Origin of the sequence: Rhizohabitans arisaemae (assembly GCF_025996515.1) — a bacterium.
Classification (GTDB): domain Bacteria; phylum Actinomycetota; class Actinomycetes; order Streptosporangiales; family Streptosporangiaceae; genus Rhizohabitans; species Rhizohabitans arisaemae.
This window is the reverse complement of sequence record NZ_BLRH01000009.1, coordinates 477025-492710: the sequence shown is the minus strand read 5'-3', so window position 1 is coordinate 492710 and position 15686 is coordinate 477025. Positions and strand designations below refer to the sequence as shown.

Sequence of the window (15686 nt, the reverse complement as noted above, 5' to 3'; positions counted from 1 at the left end):
ACCATAGTTTGGTATCAATCAGTGGTATCAATTCGCGTATGGCTGAGACCCTGCTGCGTCTCCCGGACGAGACCTACGAGCAGATCAAGCAGATAGCCGGTGGGGACGCTCAAAGCGTCAATTCCACGATGGTCGTCGCGATTGAGGAGTACATCATCCGGCGCCGACGTGAGCGCTACGAGGTCATGGGTCGGAAGATCGCGCAACGCGATCGGGAATTGCTGGACCGCCTGGCGCGATGACCTCGTTCCCAACGACGGAGGACATCCTCGCTCTGGCCGGCGCCGTGCTCCAGCCAGTCGACGTGCGCGACGGCGGTCAGCTGCACGCGGCGGTGCTGGGTCCGCAGACGTCGGTTTTCGGTAAGGACGCCTATCCGGGCCGGTGGGAGAAGGCGGCCGCGCTGATGCACAGCATCGTCCTGGACCATCCCTTGGTGGACGGCAACAAGCGACTCGGCTGGGCCGCTGCCGTCGCCTTCCTGGAGGACAACGGGGAGACCCTGGCGTACCAGGATGTGGACGAGGCCGAGAGCCTCGTCGTTTCGCTTGCGAAGGGCGAGCCGGACGACATCCCAGACCTGGCTCACCGGCTTCGGGGCCTCTGCCGTCGGCCTGGAGCGGAGTAGGGCGCGAATCCGGCCGGTTGGCCGACGGCGCCTCGGCGGGCGAGCAGACCTCCGTCGGCGTTCACGGCGATATCAAGTTTCCGGACGAAGGGGAGATCCGCTTTCGCTCGACCGGCAAGCACCGGCGGGGGCGGGTCCGAATGGACCCGCCCCCGGGCGAGAAAGGTGCGGGGTTACTTGAATTCGACGTCGGGGACGGGGATTTCGACGTCGGACGGGCCGCGCCAGACGCCGCCCGGTTCGGGGGTGAACTGGAGGTCACCCGAGCGGGCGGCCGGGGCGTCGCCGGAGGTGTTCACCTCGGCGCTGAGGCCGGCGAACGGGACGTTGACCCGGCTGCCCAGGAACTGGACGGTCACGGTCGGCGGCGGGGTGTACCGGTCGACGGAGGTGTAGGAGCGGTCGGAGGCGGCCAGGACGAGGGCGAGCCGGTGCCCGGCCTTCACCGTGTAGTCCAGGGGCAGGGTGTTCCAGCGCACCTTGTAGACCTGGCCGGGGACGGCGGGGGTGTTGGCGGTGAGTGAGGAGCGGTTGGTGATGTCGATCCAGCCGCGGGCGATGATCTCCACGGGGGCGCGCCGGGTGATGGTGGCCTGGCGCCGGTAGCAGGCGTCGTCGAGGGTGCTGCTTTCGCCGACGCAGCTCTCCTCGGGGAGGGTGGTGAGGCCGCCGCCGCGGGTCCAGTCGACGCGCTCGTCCTCGCCGTAGTCGACGAGAAGCGCGGTCAGGTTGACCTGGGGCTGGTCGACGGAGGCGCGCAGTTCGACGGTCGGGGTGCCGCTGAGCCGGATCCCCTTCTTGAGCGGGGTGCTGACGAAGGCGAGGCGGTCGGCTTTGGGGACCGTCGGGTCGGAGACCATCTGCCCTTCGGTCTGGTTGGGGTTGTCGGTGATGGTGGCGGAGCCGGAGAATGCGGGCATCAGCCCGAGTTTGCCGTCCTTGTTCGGCCACAGGGGTAGGGGGAGCGCGGGCGCGGGCCAGTCGCGCTGGGTGATCCAGGTGGACGGACCGGTCTGCAGGTCGACGCGGGGCTCGCGCATGATCTCGTTGTCGATCTTGTAGAGCCAGCGGTCGAACCAGCCGTGCAGGGTGTCGGCCCACTCCTCCCGGCGGTAGTCGAACGGGTCGGAGTGCCCGTACTGGGAGAGCCAGAGCTTGCGGGGCACGCCGTTCCTGGCCAGCGCCTTCCACCACTCGGAGAAGTGGTCGGCCTTGACGTTGGTCTCGCCCAGGCCGTGTACGGCGAACACGCTCGCCCGTACCTTGGCCGCGTCCTTGATGTAGTCGCGCTGGGCCCAGAAGGCGTTGTGGTTCCCGGTGGCGTCCTCCTGCTCGACGCCGAGCCGGTCGCGCACCGCCTGGCATTTGGCGTCGGGGTCGGTGTCCACCACGTTGGTGAGGTACTGCGCGTAGTTGCGGTTGTAGAGCACCCCGTTCATCCGGGTGTACTTGTACCAGCTGCTGATCGCCGCGATCGGGACGATCGTCTCCAGACCGCGCACCCCGGTGGCCGCGACGGCGTTGGGCAGGGTGCCGTCATAGGATTTGCCGATCATTCCGGCTTTTCCGGTGGCCCAGGTGGCCTTGACCTCGGTGCCGTCGGCCCGGTAGCCCTTGACCCGGCCGCCCAGCCAGTCGATGACGGCGACGCCGCCGATGACGTCGGCCTGCCCGCCGAGGTCGGGGCAGCCGTCGGACTTGTTGGTGCCGACCATGTCGACGAGGAGGACCGCGTAGCCGCGGGGGACGAAGTAGTTGTCGTAGTGCATCGGGAACTTGGCGGGGGTGCCGTCGGCCTCGTACGCCTTGCGCTCGGATTCGTTGCCCCGGCCCAGGTTGTCGAAGTACGGGCTCTCGTCGATGATCACGGGGACCTTCAGGCCCCGCTCGGTCTCCCTGGGGCGGATGATGTCGACGTTGACCCGGTCGAGCTGTCCGTCGGCGTCGCTGTCGATCGTGGTCTGCACACGGACGCTCTCCCGGATCGCGTCCCCGTAGGAGAAGACGGGCTGGGTGCGCCCGTCGACCACCTTGATCTGCGGGGAGACCTGGGCGAGGGCCTGGCCGCCGATCGGGAGGACGGCCAGGCTCGTGGTGACAAGCGCTGCGGTGGCCGCGGCGAGGATGCGTTGTGCGCTCCGTGATCCGCGTCGGGGGGTTATGGATGACAAATGCTGCCTCCTGGAGTGATCAACCACAAAAGTCAGCAATATCCCATTTTGACCCCATGTTCAACGGATGCCATGTAACACATCACCGGCCTCGGCGGACATCACCCGTCACGTGGTCCAGCGGAACGCCACCTCGGGGAAAGCGGTGGACGGGCCGTCGAGCAGCGGGCTCGACTCGCCGCGCAGGTGCATGTTGAAGAAGGCCCGCACGTAGGAACGGGTGATCGTCGCGGCGCGTCTGGCCCCCAGCGTGCCGAAGAGCGCGGCGAACTGGTCGGCGGGCAGTTTCCACAGTTCGGCCGGCTCCACGAAGAACGGCCCGTCGACCTGGCTGTAGTGGCCGGAGCCCAGAACGGCCAGGTGCCGCCCCCAGCCCCGGTGGTTGGCCTGCAGCCGGGTCCAGGTCGTGTGCTCCCCGTCCGCCGTGGACAGCAGGAACGGGCGGTCCAAACCGGACTCGGGGAACCGGGAGCCGAAGAAGGCGCCGTCCAGGTTGACCCCGGCGCGGATCCGCTCGTCGGTCAGCATCAGCTCGCCCGCCGCCGAGCCGCCCATGGAATGGCCCAGCACGCCGACCCGCGTCGCGTCCAGGATGTGGCGGGACCGCCCGGTACGCCGGCGGAGGAACCACTCCAGGGTGAAGGCGAGGTCGGCCACCCGGGTCTCGATGTTCAGCCGGTCGTCGGCCTCCGTCGGCACGCGGGGCAGCACCGAGGCCACCAGCCGTCCCCGCGGGAACTCCACCGTCCCGGCGTCGTAGGTGTGGTCCACGGCGATCACCACGTAGCCGTGGCTGACCAGGTCCTCCACGAGCGCCGTGGCGTTCGACCGGCCACCGCCCCACCCGTGGCTGAACAGGATCACCGGCCAGCCGCCCGGCCGGTGCGACGGCGGCGCGTCCAGCCGGGCGTGCGGGACCAGGCGGCTGAGCGACCCGGGAGCGGCGTCGAGGCTGCGCTCCAGGGCCGCGAGCGAGCCCGGGGCCATGTACGGGGCCGTCGGCAGGCCGTGCCGGCGCCGGGCCGGGTACCAGATCTGCGCCATCAGCTCCCGTGACCGCCCGTCCCCCGCGTAGGGGTCCGTCCGATCGTGGTCGATCAGGTGGGCGATCGAGGTGCCGACGGGGAGCGGGCCCGTCGGGGCGGGAAGCCGGATGTCGCCGGTCGGCGGCGCCTGCCACGCGGCCCGCGCAGGGCCGGCCTGCGCCGTCGCGGGGGTGGCGGGGAGAGCGGCGCCGAGCAGCGCGACACCCCCAAGGACGACGATGCGACGGGACATGAGGCTCTCCGACATGGATTAGGGCCCCTTTCCAAGGGTTTGGGACTTGCGGTGCGGGTGGTGCCGGGGGCCGATCGCCCGGAACGTGTGCCCCGGGCGATCGGCGTCGGCGGAGGGGGTCAGGGGACCGCTATGGCGTGGTCCGCGGGTTGTCGGTGGACAGGCGGTAGGAGGTCCCGCCGAAGGTCACCGTGTAGTTCGACGGTGTCGAGATCGGCAGGTCGTACCGGAGCTGGACCTCCTTGGAGGCTCCGGGGGCTATCGGTTCCCAGGTGGGCAGGGTCAGCCGGACCCGATGGAACTCACCCCGGAAGCCACCCCGGTTGTTCCCGGTGTGTCCAGGTGTGACGGCCAGGGTCCAGCCGGTCTGCTGGGTCATGGTGGGCGGGCCGGAGACGGCGATGTCGAACTCGAACACCGCACCGCCGGGGATGGTGGTGGTCGAGTTGTTGGTGAACTTCAGCTTGGGGCTGATCGGGTAGTTCGCGTCACCCACCGCGAAGCCGTGCACGTCGGCCTTGACGTTCAGCACCCCGGTCGGCATCGTCCGGTTGGCCTTGGTCGCCCCGTACGGCGCGGCGGTCTTGAAGGTGTCGTAGATCTTGGTGGTGAGCGTGTCGCCGAAGTAGTACTCGCCCGCCCCGTTGTCCCGGGTCGGGTGGTAGGCGTAGTCGCCGGCGAGCTCCCAGATCATGATCCCGCCCAGGCCCTTGCTCGCCACGTAGTTGGCCTTGGTCTGGATCGACTGGTCGTCGTCGTAGGTGAGGAACACCTTCTTGGTGGCGTTCCACAGCCACGGGGCCGCCATGGAGGCGGAGTACCTGGCGGCGTAGGTGCCCGAGAGCCGGTCGGCCGGGTCGGTCGTCGGCGTCAGCCCGTACGCCTCGCGGTAGCTTCCGGCCTTGCCCTCGGCCAGGTTCTTGATGTGCCAGATCGGGTTCTGGCCGCCGGAGACCTCGTTGCCGTTCGCGTCGGTGTCGTACCAGAGGTTGTCGATGCCGATCGACCCGTTGCCGCAGGGGATCTGCGAGCCGACGTGGCTGCCCGTGCCCGGCGGGCATTGGGTCTGGTTGGGCAGCGGGGCCCTACCCCACAGTCCGTCGGTTCCGCCGTTGACCCCCTGCCAGCCCCGGCTGTAGTAGCCGACGCCCAGGTTGATCCGGCCGGCTTGCATGGCGCCGCGGAAGTAGTGCGCCGCCCAGTCGCCGTTGAGGTAGCCGATCCCGCCGTACAGGCCGTAGACGTTCCAGTACAGCATCTCGGCGTCGGTGCCGTCGTCGTACAGCGCCATCTGCGGGCCGACCATGTCGTTCCACGCGCCGTGGAAGTCGTAGGTCATCATGTTGAGGTAGTCCAGGTACTGGGTGACCTGGTAGGTCTCGCTGCCCCGCAGGATCCAGCCGGAGGCGGTGGCCGCCACGGTGAGCATGTAGTGCTTGCCGTCCGCCGCGCTCGCCGCGTCCAGCTTCTCCCGGAGCGTCTTCATCAGGTTCACGTAACCGGCGACCAGGGTGGCCCGGCGCGGGGTGGCGTGCTGGAAGTCGTCCGGGTGCCCGGCGTTCGGGGCGGAGGTGGCGTACTCGTAGTCGATGTCCACGCCGTCGAACCCGTAGGTGCGGATGAACTGCACCGCCGAGTCGGCGAAGGTGTTGATGCCCGCCTGCGTGCTGGTCATCGTGTAGAAGCCGCCGCTCGGGATCCGCGTGCCCGCATCGTTGATGTAGCCGCCGGACTCGGCCCAGCCGCCGACCGAGATGAGGGACTTCACGCCGTGCTGGCGCTTGTACTTGTTGAGCAGGTTGAAGTGCCCCTTGTACGGAAGATTCGCGTCAAGCTCCGCACCCGGCACGCCCGGCCAGTCGATGCCCGTGTGGGGGTTGGTCGGGGTGTTCGCGCCGACCGAGATCCGGTTCTGCGGGTCGACGTGCGCGAACGCGTAGTTGATGTGGGTCATCTTGGTCCACGGGATGTCCTTCGCCAGGTACGCGGGACGGCCGTTCTTGCCGTGCCGCCAGCTGGCGAAGTAGCCGATCACCCGGCGCGGATGGTCGGCGCCCATCTTCTCCCGGCCGCCTGTGTCGTAGACCGTGCAGTACGGCACGTTGACCCCGGGCGTCTTGTACAGGCCGTCGGGTCGGCACGCCTCGTGGTCGGTCGGCTGGACGTCGGTCCGTACGGTCACCGTGCCGGAGAAGGGGGAGAGGTTGTTCGCCCCGTCCTTGGCCCGGACCTTGAAGGTGTACTCGGTGTCCGCGGCGAGCCCGGTGATCTGGCTGGTCGGGGCCGGAGGAGCGCCGGTCACGGTGCCCGCGGAGACGTCACCCGTGGCGGTGACCCGGTAGATCTGGTACTCGGTGACCCCGCGGTTGTCGGTGGAGGCCGTCCAGTTGAGGGTGACCGACGAGCTCGTCTTCGAGCCGACCGTCGGGGTGCCGGGCGTCGTGGGCGCCTGGGTGTCCGGCGGCAGCGCGATCTGGGTGCGGATGCTCAGCGTCCCGGAGAAGGGGGACTGCTGGTTGATGGTGTCGCGGGCCTTCAGCTTGAAGGTGTAGGGCGTGTCGGGGGTGAGACCCGTGATGACGGTGGAGGTCGGCGTGGCGGCGACCTGCTTGACCATGCTCTCGCCCTGGTACACGTCGTACCCGTTGATCCCGTGGTCGTCGGTGGAGGCGGCCCAGCTCAGCGACACCGTCGTGTCCGTGGAGGTGCCGGTGGGGGTTCCGGGCGCCGTGGGCGGGTTGTCGACCGGGGGAGCTCCGCTGCACGGGTTGCCGTTGATCGTGCAGTTCGTCGGCGGTGTGGTCGGGCCGCCGCCGATGAAGGAGAAGCTGTGCGGGGCGGTCGACCCGCCGGCGGGCACGCTCTGGTTGTAGTAGGCCGGGGTGACCCGCACGTGGTTGCCGGTCTGGGTGACGGTGCCGTTCCAGGGGTTGGTCACGGTCTGCCCGGCGGCCAGGTCGAACTCGAGGGTCCAGGTGGTCGATGCGGTGGTGCCGGAGTTGCGGACCTCGTAGGAGCCGAGCCACCAGCTCCCGCGGTCCGCCGCGCTGAAGTGCGCGGTCAGCGAGGCCGCGGCGTTGGCGGGGGTGGCGGTCACGACCGCACCGAGCGAGGCCGTCGCCAAGGCGACGCCCACGATCAGTGATCTCCATCGGCGGAGACGGGTCATCGGTTGCTTCCTCTCGTGAAGGTGGGGGGTGGAGTCACGGCCGCCTGGGGTCGTGACACTTCAGAGGTGAAGGCAGGGTGGACACTTACCAGGATAAACTCTTAGTAAAGTTTCTTATTAGTTTCGGACGTTAGAACCGGCCTAACCTGGAGTCAAGACCCAAAAGCTCGCCAAAAGGGCTTATGTCAGTAGATAGGCCCTGCGTGCTGGTGAAACGGTGTGTCACGTGGGGAGCCCGGAGTGTATCGAGTCGATCACAGGACCGTCCGTTCCCCGGTCGCCGGTCGCGCCGAGGTGTTAGTCGTTGGGGGACGGCTTCCGCGACAACAGGACAGGGTGGGTCGGCGCACGTGCGGTTCCGGGTGGATGTGGCGGTGAACGTACCGGAGATGAGCTGGGCCGACGTCCACGGGCCGGCGCGCGGGGTCCTCTACGACCTGCTGGAGGGACAGGACCCGGCACTGTCGGAGGAACTCCACAACTCCGGCTGGGCGGGGACGCCGCTCCGGCCGATCGGGATCTCACCCCCGCTCTTCGACGGGGTGGAGCGGCGCAAAGGCGTCTACGCCACCGGCGGCAAGGGGCATGTCTGGATGGGGTCGCCCGTCCCCAGGATCGCCGGGTGCCTCCTCGCCGGGCTCGCCGGCCGGGAGCGGATCCGCTGGGGCGGCACCTGGATGACCCTGCTCGGCGTACGGGTCGGCGCCCCGTCCGAGCACTCCTCGGGGGTCGCCGAGTTCGGCACGCTCTCCCCGGTGCTCCTCAAGCACGAGGGCCGGTACCTCCTCCCGGACGACGAGCCCTTCGCCGAGCGGCTCCGGCACAACATCCGCCACAAGGCCGACTGTCTCGGCCTGCCGAACGAGGTCGAGGTGGAGGTCCTGGAGCAGGGACCGAGGCGCCGCTTCGACATGCCCAAGGGGTGGCGCATCGGCGCCTGCGCCCGGGTCCGGGTCGGTGCGGCCCCCGAGCTGCTCGACGCCCTGCACGCCTGGGGGCTCGGCCTGTCCACCATCGAAGGCTTCGGCTGGATCCGCTGATCGGGTGGGTTTCGGAGTACGAGCAAGACCGCGTCGCCGACCCGGAAGCTCACTCCCTGTCCGCCGGCACGCTCGCCGCAGGCCCGGTCACCGTCGACGCCATGACGGCCATCGCGCCGGATCACCGGCTCGCCGGGCATCCGGATTTCCCGTCCACGAGGTCGTGAGCCACCCGGACCACGGGGGCGACGTGCGGACGGGCACCTCGGTGCAAAAGAGATCGTCGGGAAGCCGATGAAGCCCATGTGACGGCACGATCGGAGATATAAGATGCCGCCCAAGCCGGGGGCGGGACCGTGCCAGATTCGCAGGAATGGATTCCGTAAACAGGACGGCCCATGGACCTTAACGGCTCGACCCTCCCACCCGAGACCTGGAACGTGCTTGTCACAGCGGGGGCTCCCGGCGGCTACCAACCCGGTGACGTGCTGCTGCATCAAGGCGCCGAAGAGGACAGCGTGCTTGTGCTGCTCCGAGGCCTGGTCAAGGTCACCCATGTGGATTCCGAAGGGCACAAGGTCGTCCTCGCGCTGAGGCGGCCGTACGAGCTGCTGGGGGAGCTGGCACTCCTGGGTCCCCGCCGCCGTTCGGCCACGGTGACGGCGACCGAGGTCTGCACGGTCAGGAAGATCTCCGGTCCCCGCTTCACCGAGCTGTGCGAGCAGAACGGGCTCACCGCGGCCATCTGCGGTCACCTGGCGAGCCGGGTGCTGGAAGGCCAGGATCTGCGGACCTCGATCCTCACGCTCCCCTCGCCCCTCAAGGTCGCCCGCATGCTGGTGTGGCTCGCCGAGTCCTGCCTGCCGCGGTCGTCCGAGCGGGGCGCGCCGAACACGGCCGAGATCCCGCTCAATCAGACCGAGCTCGGGGGGACGGTCGGACTGTCCCGGAGCGCCGTCGCGAAGGTGCTGCAGCGGCTCCGGGACGAGCGGGTCCTGGACACCGAACGCAACCGAATCATCATTTACGACCTGGCCAGGCTGAGGCGGATCGCGGAGGCCAAGGCTCCGTCCCGGTGAGGGCGGGGACGGAGCCGGCGCCGTACGGCGGTGCGGTTTGGGGGCCGGATGACTGCTTTCCCAGCACCTGGTGTTGCTATGCGCCTATTTCAGTTCTTCTCTTAATGATCATTCTATGTCTTGGAATTTGATGCCTTGAACGTCTATTTCTGGACATTGGGATTCCGGAGTTTGGGGCATAGTTGGAGCGCTGGCTCGTTTGGTCCCCGCCAACCGAATAACCAGAAACCGCTTTATGGTGATGTGTCCAGAATTCCTAACCTAAGAGGAAGTGTCGGATTCTTCCTGCTTGGGCTGGCTCTGGGGTGATACAAAGATGTATGACCACGGAATAGTGCGAGATTCTATGCATATGATCATTTGGTGTAGACGCCGGTAGGCGGCGCAGGCCGGGAACGGGTCACGACCCGTGACGGGCCCACCACGAAGAGGTCGCCCCTTCGCGGCGGTGAGCGTGACTCAAGGCCCGGGCCCCGGAAGCGGCCGGCCCGCGCAATCGCCGTACGGCAATCTCCATATCCCGGACGGTCCGGCCTATTCCTCAGGCCGGGCCGCCGTGGACGTATCCCTCGGCACCGGAGACCCGAAACGGTCCGGGGAACCACGTTTCTTTCCGAATTCAAGTAATGGGAGGCTTCATGCCCAATTCCGCGCTTGTCGCCCGGCTGGTCTGCGGATTCGACGTCCAGAAGTACAGCGAGCGCAGCACCCGCCGGCAGGAAGAGATCAAACTCGATGGAAATCGGATGCTCGGCGAGGTCGCCGCATCGTTGGGCATGGACCGGGAACTGTGGCTCAAGCGTCCCACCGGCGACGGCGAACTCGCCGTCCTCCCACCCGACGTCGATCTCGTCACGATGGTCGGGCGCTTCGTCCGCGAACTCGACGCCCGGCTGGCGACGCACAACCGGGACCGGGTCCCGGACATGCAGATCCGGCTCCGGGTCGCCATGCACCTGGACACCCTCCGGACGCATTCCTTCGCCGGGCACGCGCTCATCACCCTGGGCCGGCTGCTGGACTGCGCCCCGCTCCGGCGGGCCCTCGTCCTCGGCGACCGAGCCCAGCTGGCCCTGCTCGTCTCCGAGCCGGTCTACCGGCAGGTCGTCTGCTCGGAGCTGGACGGCCTGCGGAGCGAGCAGTTCCGCGAGATCGGCGTGCGGATCCCCGCGAAAGCCTTCAACGTGCCCGCCTACCTGCACATCCCGGGGTACGACATGCGGACCTTCACCCTCCCGGACGAGATCGGGTACGGGCCGGAGGCTGCGGCGCCGGGCCCGGAGGCGGCCGGGTACCCCGATCCGTTCCGCTCCCGGGCCCAGGAGCCGGAGATCCGGAAGGGGCCGGAGTGGGGGCCGCGTTTCACCATGCGGCTGACCGGGCGGCACGCCCGGGGCTATCAGGCCGATTCGATGACCTTCACCGAGGGCTTGGACCGGTCGTGAGCGGCAGCGGGGGAGCGGCCGCCCCGGCGGCCACCGGCCCCGTCGTGCTCCGCCGCCTGCCGGAGAGGTCGGTCCCGGATCCGGCCACGGCCGAGCCGCCGCAGGCCGTACCCACCGGACCCGGCGGGGATCCGGCCAGGCACCCGGACGCGGCCGGCCGGCCACCCGATCGGGAGGCCCCGGCCGGTGACGACGGCAAACCCCCGCGCCGCGGGACCGAGCCGGGCTCGGGCCGAACCCTGGAGGGCGCCCCCGAGGAGCCGGAACACGAATCCGAGGTCGCGTTGCACGCCAGGACCCAAGGATTCGGTACCCGCGACGGCGTCCTCGGCGAACGGCCCGGCGACCGGCCGCGTGGACGGGCGGCCTTCTTCACGGGCGGCGGTCCCGACCTCCCCCGGGCGGGCCCGCTCACCCCGTGGCAGGTCCGGCGGCTCCAGGCCACCCTGGTGGAGACCCCCGCCGAACGCGAACTCGTCCGCGGCCTCTCCCGCGACCCCGTCCGGATCCTGGCCGGCGCGCCGGGAACCGGCCGTACCGTCACCGCGCTCGCCGCGGTCGCCCGGCACGCGGTACCCCGGGGGACCGATCCGACCGGCCGGGTCCACCTGATCGAGGGGCTGCCGCCCGATCCGCGCCACGCCGCCGGCCTCCCCGCGAACTCAGGGCTGGTCCTGGTCCTTCGCGCGGCGGCCGGACCGCCGGGCCGGGGACCGCTCGCCGACCTGGCCCGGACCCTCGCCGAGCGGCGCGGCGTCCTGGTGATCGTCGCCGACACGGCGCCCACGGCCGACGCCGGCCGCCTCGTCCGGCACACCCCGCCGGGGCCGGACGAGGTGTTCGACGCCCACCTGAGGGCCTGGCTCGGCCCCGTCGGCGGCGCGGCGGTCCGGGCCGCCCCCGGCGTCGCCGCCGAGATCCGGCGGTGCCGATCCCTGCGCGAGGCGGCCGGGCTCGCCGAACGCCTGGCCGCCGGGTTCCTCGACGGCCTGCCGGTGGCGGAGGTCCTGGCCGAGCCGGTGCTCGCCGAGGAGCTGGCGGCCTGGCAGACCGGGTTCGGCGCCTCGCCCGGGTGGCGGCGGACGTTCGCCGTCGCCGTCGCCGTACTGGACGCCATGCCGCTGCCGACGGTCGTCCGCGCGGCCGAGGACCTGTACGGGCTGCTGCCGCGCCGGGAAGCGGAACCGCCGGACACCTTCGGCGGGCCGGCCGGCCGGTGGTCGCCGCTGGTCGGGGTGGCCGAACAAGAGAACGGGCCGGGCCGGGGCCTGGTCGCCCGCCTGCGTCACCCCGGGCTGCGGGAGCCGATCCTGCGCTCGGTGTGGCGGGCTCGTCCCGGTCTGCGGGACCCGGTGCTCACCTGGATCCACGGCCTGGCCGGCCACCCGGACGTCCGGGTCCGGGTCAAGGTCGCCCAGGCCGTCGCCGAATGGGCCCGGCACGACTTCCCGGCCGTGCTGCGCGCCGTGCTCGACGTGGGGGCACGGGACGGGAGGCTTCGGCCCCGGCAGGTCGTGGCGTGGGCCCTCGAGGCGCTCGCCTTCGCCGACGACGGGGTCCTCGCGGACCGGGTGCGCCGCCTCGTCGGCGACTGGGCGGGCGGCGCCGACGTCCGGTGCCGGGCGACGGCGCTCGCCGCGTACGGCACCTTCCTCGGCGCGCGTTACCCCGGCGACGCGTTCGCCGGGATGCGCCGGGTCGTCGAACGGCGGCTCGGACGATTCGACGGAGGAGACGAAGCCATGACGGAACGGGATGAAGAAGCGATCATCGGCATCGTCCGGCGCTCGCTGCTGGACCTCTTCGCCGCAGGCGCGCAGGCGGAGGTCGTCTGGACGCTGGCCGAATGGGCCGGCCGGCGGCACCCGCCGTGGCGCAAGGCCGCGGCGGACTGCCTGGTCAGGCTGGCCACCCGGCGCGGCGACCGGCCCGGCTTGCCGGTGCTCATGGAGCTGGCGGACGAGCGGCCGGAGCTCCGCCTGCCGATCGTGCTCCTGTGGCGGAACGCGCTCGAGTCTCGGCATCCCCGGGCCCGGCAGGTTCTGCACGACCTGGCCGCCGACGCCGATCGGACCACGCGATCGGGCCCCGGCGGCGGCCCGTCCGCGGAGGCCCGCCGGTTTCGGGCCCTCACCCGGTGGCTCCTCACCGAGCTCGGCGAGGAGCCGGATCCGGGTTGACAGGTTCCGACATGCTGTTCATTAATGAACGACATGTTTGATATCGATGACCGTGACCCGGCGATTCCGGCAAACGTCCCGGCGGAGCGGCTTGATCGGCGGGTCCGGCGGACCAAACAGGCCATCCGCCACGCCCTGATCGAACTGATGCTGCGGAAGGGCTACGACGGGGTCACCGTCACCGACATCATCAACGACGCCGACGTCGGGCGCTCCACCTTCTACTCCCACTTCGCCGGCAAGGAGGAGGTGTTCCTGGACATCCTGGAAGACCTCGGGGAGGCCTTCGGCAGCAAGGTGCCGCTCAGGCCGGGCCGGGTGTTCGCCTTCAGCCTGCCGCTCCTGGAGCACATCGATCAGGAGCGGCACCTGGTCCGAGCCCTGCTGGGGCGGCACAGCGGGACGGCCATCCAGGGCCGGATCCGCGAGATCCTCGCCGAGGTGGTCCGGGCCGAACTGCTCGCCGCGCTCCCGGCGGGGGCCGCTCCGCCGCCCGACCTCGACCTGACCGTGACCTGCGTCGTCGGCGCCTTCATGGGGCTGATCGCCCGCTGTGTGGACGAAGACGTCGTGGAGACGCCCGCTCAGCTGAACGCCGCCTTCCACACCACGCTCGGACCGGGCGTGTCCGCCCTCCTCCGGACCGCGTCGGCCGTACCGGACCGGAATCCCCGTGGCCGGGGGAGCTCCGGCTGACGGCCGTACCGGATGTGGTTTCCTGATGAAAGGTCGGCATCTGTCCGGTATTGGCTGGTCAGGTGAGGTCTATCGATTGACGCTCCGGTACGGGCTGTGCGCATCCTTGGCCGTCACCCCCCGCCGCCCGGTCTTTCACCACGCCGCCGAGGAGCCCGTATGCCGTTGCACACCCCGACCCAGCCGGAGCCCGTCGTGGTCGGCGAACGTCGGGTGATCCCGCTCGTGGACGCCGCCGGTGACGTCCTGCCGCCCGCCCGGCTGTTCCCGCAGGTGGCCGAGGACGAGCTCACCGCGCTGATCGCCGAGGCGGACCGGTCCGCCCCGATGATCGTTCAGGGGTTCGCGATCGTCGGCGCGGGCCGGACGATCGTCGTGGACACCTGCCTCGGCGGACGGAAGCGGGGAAAGGGGCCCTTCCCCGGGTTCACCTCACGCTGGCCGGCCACCCTCGCCGCGGCGGGGATCGCACCCGAGACCGTGGACACCGTGGTCAACACCCATCTCCACCACGACCACGTCGGGTGGAACACCACCGACGACCTCAAGCCCATGTTTCCCGAGGCCCGCTACCTCGTCGGCGCCGCGGAGTACGAACACCTGCGCAGCGGCCGGATCCGGCACGCGGCCCGGGTCGCCGACAGCGTGCTGCCGATCGAGGCGGCCGGTCTGCTGGATCGGGTGCGCGGCGAGCACCACATCGACCAGGCGGTACGGCTGACGCCCGCGCCCGGCCACACCCCGGGGCACCTGATCGTCGAGGTCGTCGGAGGGGGCCGGACGGTGGCGATCACGGGGGACCTGCTCCACCATCCGCTGCAGCTGACCCGGCCCGACCTCTCCTCGATGCTGTGCGGGAGCGACCGGGAGGCGGCGCGGACGCGCCTGACGACCCTCGGCGATCTGGCCGATCGCGGGGCCGTGCTCCTCGCCTCGCACTTCTCCCGGTCGGGGGTGGTGTGCCGGTCGGACCGCGGATTCGAGCTGCGGGAGGGGTGAGCGCGGGCCGGCGGGGAGCCGGCCCGGGCGATCAGGGTTTGCGGGCGAGGCCGCAGAACTGGTAGACGGGCGCGGGCGTCTCGCCCGCCTCGGGCCGCCACAGGGAGCAGCTGACCACACCCGGTTCCAGGAGCTCCAGTCCGTCGAAGAGCCGGATGAGCTCCTCGCGGCTGCGGAAGCAGATCTTCGGTTCGCCGTGCTCGTTCCACAGGCGCAGGGACTCCAGCGCGGCCTCGGTGTTGACCTCGCTGGTGGGGTGGGCGATCGCCAGGTGGCTCCCCGAGGGGACGGCGGCGACGAGCCGGTCGATGATCTCGACGGCTTCGTCGTCGTCGGTGATGAAGTTCAGGATCCCCAGCAGCATCAGCCCGACGGGCCGGCCGAGGTCGAGCGTCCGGGAGGCGGCCTGGACGACCTGCTCGGTGTTTCGCGCGTCGGCCTCGATGTAGTCGGTCGCCCCTTCCGGGGTCCCGTTGAGCAGGGCGCGGGCGTGAATCAGGACGAGCGGGTCGTTGTCCACATAGACGATGCGGCTCTCGGGTGCCAGCTCCTGGGCGACCTCATGGGTGTTTCCCGCGGTGGGCAGGCCGGTGCCGAGGTCCAGAAACTGCCGGATCCCCGCGTCGGCCACCAGATAGCGGACGGCTCGCCCGAGAAAGGCGCGGTCCGCCCGGGCCGAGGTGATGATGTCGGGAATGACTTCCCGGATCTGTTCACCCACCTGGCGATCGGCGGCGTAGTTGTCCTTGCCGCCCAGCCAGTAGTTCCAGACACGTGCCGTGTGGGCGACTCCGGTGTCCAAGGCGGTCCACTGCTCTCCGGGGAACTCGGGTGAAGTACCAGTCACAGGCATCTTCCACTTGTGAAGGGGATTCATCGGTTGATGACACATTAACTGGTGGAGAGAGCTACCCCTACCGGTATTTCGGATATTTTCAGGAGAAGTTGGGAAGACGTCCAGGAATTCGCTCCGGCCGTGCCAAAGAGGACCGGATGGCGGCCCTGACCAGCGGGATCGTCCGACCCCGGGAAAAGGCGTCCGGGTTTCTAGAACCCGCCAG

12 protein-coding genes are annotated in these 15686 nt (G+C 70.1%); 8 read left to right on the top strand and 4 right to left on the bottom strand.

Going from position 1 to position 15686, the window contains the following annotated elements; translation table 11 throughout:
- Positions 1-38 precede the first annotated feature (38 nt).
- Positions 39-242, top strand: a complete 204-nt coding sequence (locus RUR_RS03175; protein ID WP_283133318.1) for a hypothetical protein — start codon at positions 39-41, stop codon at positions 240-242.
- Entirely contained in the window at positions 239-628 is a 390-nt protein-coding gene (locus RUR_RS03170) for a type II toxin-antitoxin system death-on-curing family toxin (RefSeq protein ID WP_283133317.1), read from the top strand. Before RUR_RS03175 ends, RUR_RS03170 begins: the two co-directional genes overlap by 4 nt.
- Positions 629-801: 173 nt before the next feature.
- Here the strand turns inward: RUR_RS03170 and RUR_RS03165 are convergent, their stop codons facing one another.
- From RUR_RS03165 to RUR_RS03155, 3 genes are all read right to left on the bottom strand, one after another.
- Complete coding sequence (locus RUR_RS03165; RefSeq protein WP_283133316.1) at positions 802-2799, bottom strand: Xaa-Pro dipeptidyl-peptidase; 1998 nt, start codon at positions 2797-2799, stop codon at positions 802-804.
- A 108-nt stretch (positions 2800-2907) separates the two neighbouring features.
- A complete protein-coding gene (locus tag RUR_RS03160; RefSeq protein ID WP_283133315.1) occupies positions 2908-4077 on the bottom strand; it encodes an alpha/beta hydrolase family protein in 1170 nt (389 codons plus the stop codon).
- A gap of 130 nt (positions 4078-4207) precedes the next feature.
- Positions 4208-7246, bottom strand: a complete 3039-nt coding sequence (locus RUR_RS03155) for a glycosyl hydrolase family 18 protein (RefSeq protein ID WP_283133314.1) — start codon at positions 7244-7246, stop codon at positions 4208-4210.
- A gap of 374 nt (positions 7247-7620) precedes the next feature.
- Between RUR_RS03155 and cas6 the strand changes: the two genes are divergently transcribed.
- From cas6 to RUR_RS03125, 6 genes are all read left to right on the top strand, one after another.
- Complete coding sequence (gene cas6 / locus RUR_RS03150) at positions 7621-8286, top strand: CRISPR-associated endoribonuclease Cas6 (RefSeq protein WP_283133313.1); 666 nt, start codon at positions 7621-7623, stop codon at positions 8284-8286.
- Positions 8287-8624: 338 nt separating this feature from the next.
- Positions 8625-9305, top strand: a complete 681-nt coding sequence (locus tag RUR_RS03145) for a Crp/Fnr family transcriptional regulator (protein WP_283133312.1) — start codon at positions 8625-8627, stop codon at positions 9303-9305.
- 638 nt (positions 9306-9943) lie between these two features.
- Positions 9944-10750, top strand: a complete 807-nt coding sequence (locus RUR_RS03140) for a hypothetical protein (RefSeq protein ID WP_283133311.1) — start codon at positions 9944-9946, stop codon at positions 10748-10750.
- Positions 10747-12930: a hypothetical protein gene (locus RUR_RS03135; protein WP_283133310.1), complete on the top strand. Its 2184-nt coding sequence runs from the start codon at positions 10747-10749 to the stop codon at positions 12928-12930. The genes RUR_RS03140 and RUR_RS03135 overlap by 4 nt, the downstream gene beginning before the upstream one ends.
- Positions 12931-12963: 33 nt before the next feature.
- On the top strand, positions 12964-13626 hold the full coding sequence (locus RUR_RS03130) for a TetR/AcrR family transcriptional regulator (protein ID WP_283133309.1): 663 nt from the start codon (positions 12964-12966) through the stop codon (positions 13624-13626).
- A 159-nt stretch (positions 13627-13785) separates the two neighbouring features.
- Positions 13786-14625 (top strand): MBL fold metallo-hydrolase, encoded by an 840-nt coding sequence (locus tag RUR_RS03125; protein WP_283133308.1) that lies wholly within the window; start codon positions 13786-13788, stop codon positions 14623-14625.
- Between the two features lie 31 nt (positions 14626-14656).
- On the opposite strand, the gene RUR_RS03120 is transcribed toward RUR_RS03125, so the two are convergent.
- Positions 14657-15478: an SAM-dependent methyltransferase gene (locus RUR_RS03120; protein ID WP_428846926.1), complete on the bottom strand. Its 822-nt coding sequence runs from the start codon at positions 15476-15478 to the stop codon at positions 14657-14659.
- Positions 15479-15686: the final 208 nt, after the last annotated feature.

Excerpts from the sequence above, each read along its gene's own strand:
- RUR_RS03175 (WP_283133318.1), top strand. The coding sequence starts at position 39 with ATGGCTGAGACCCTGCTGCGTCTCCCGGACGAGACCTACGAGCAGATC.
- RUR_RS03170 (WP_283133317.1), top strand. The coding sequence starts at position 239 with ATGACCTCGTTCCCAACGACGGAGGACATCCTCGCTCTGGCCGGCGCC.
- RUR_RS03160 (WP_283133315.1), bottom strand. The coding sequence starts at position 4,077 with ATGTCCCGTCGCATCGTCGTCCTTGGGGGTGTCGCGCTGCTCGGCGCC.
- RUR_RS03155 (WP_283133314.1), bottom strand. The coding sequence starts at position 7,246 with ATGACCCGTCTCCGCCGATGGAGATCACTGATCGTGGGCGTCGCCTTG.
- RUR_RS03145 (WP_283133312.1), top strand. The coding sequence starts at position 8,625 with ATGGACCTTAACGGCTCGACCCTCCCACCCGAGACCTGGAACGTGCTT.
- RUR_RS03140 (WP_283133311.1), top strand. The coding sequence starts at position 9,944 with ATGCCCAATTCCGCGCTTGTCGCCCGGCTGGTCTGCGGATTCGACGTC.
- RUR_RS03130 (WP_283133309.1), top strand. The coding sequence starts at position 12,964 with ATGTTTGATATCGATGACCGTGACCCGGCGATTCCGGCAAACGTCCCG.
- RUR_RS03125 (WP_283133308.1), top strand. The coding sequence starts at position 13,786 with ATGCCGTTGCACACCCCGACCCAGCCGGAGCCCGTCGTGGTCGGCGAA.
- RUR_RS03120 (WP_428846926.1), bottom strand. The coding sequence starts at position 15,478 with ATGCCTGTGACTGGTACTTCACCCGAGTTCCCCGGAGAGCAGTGGACC.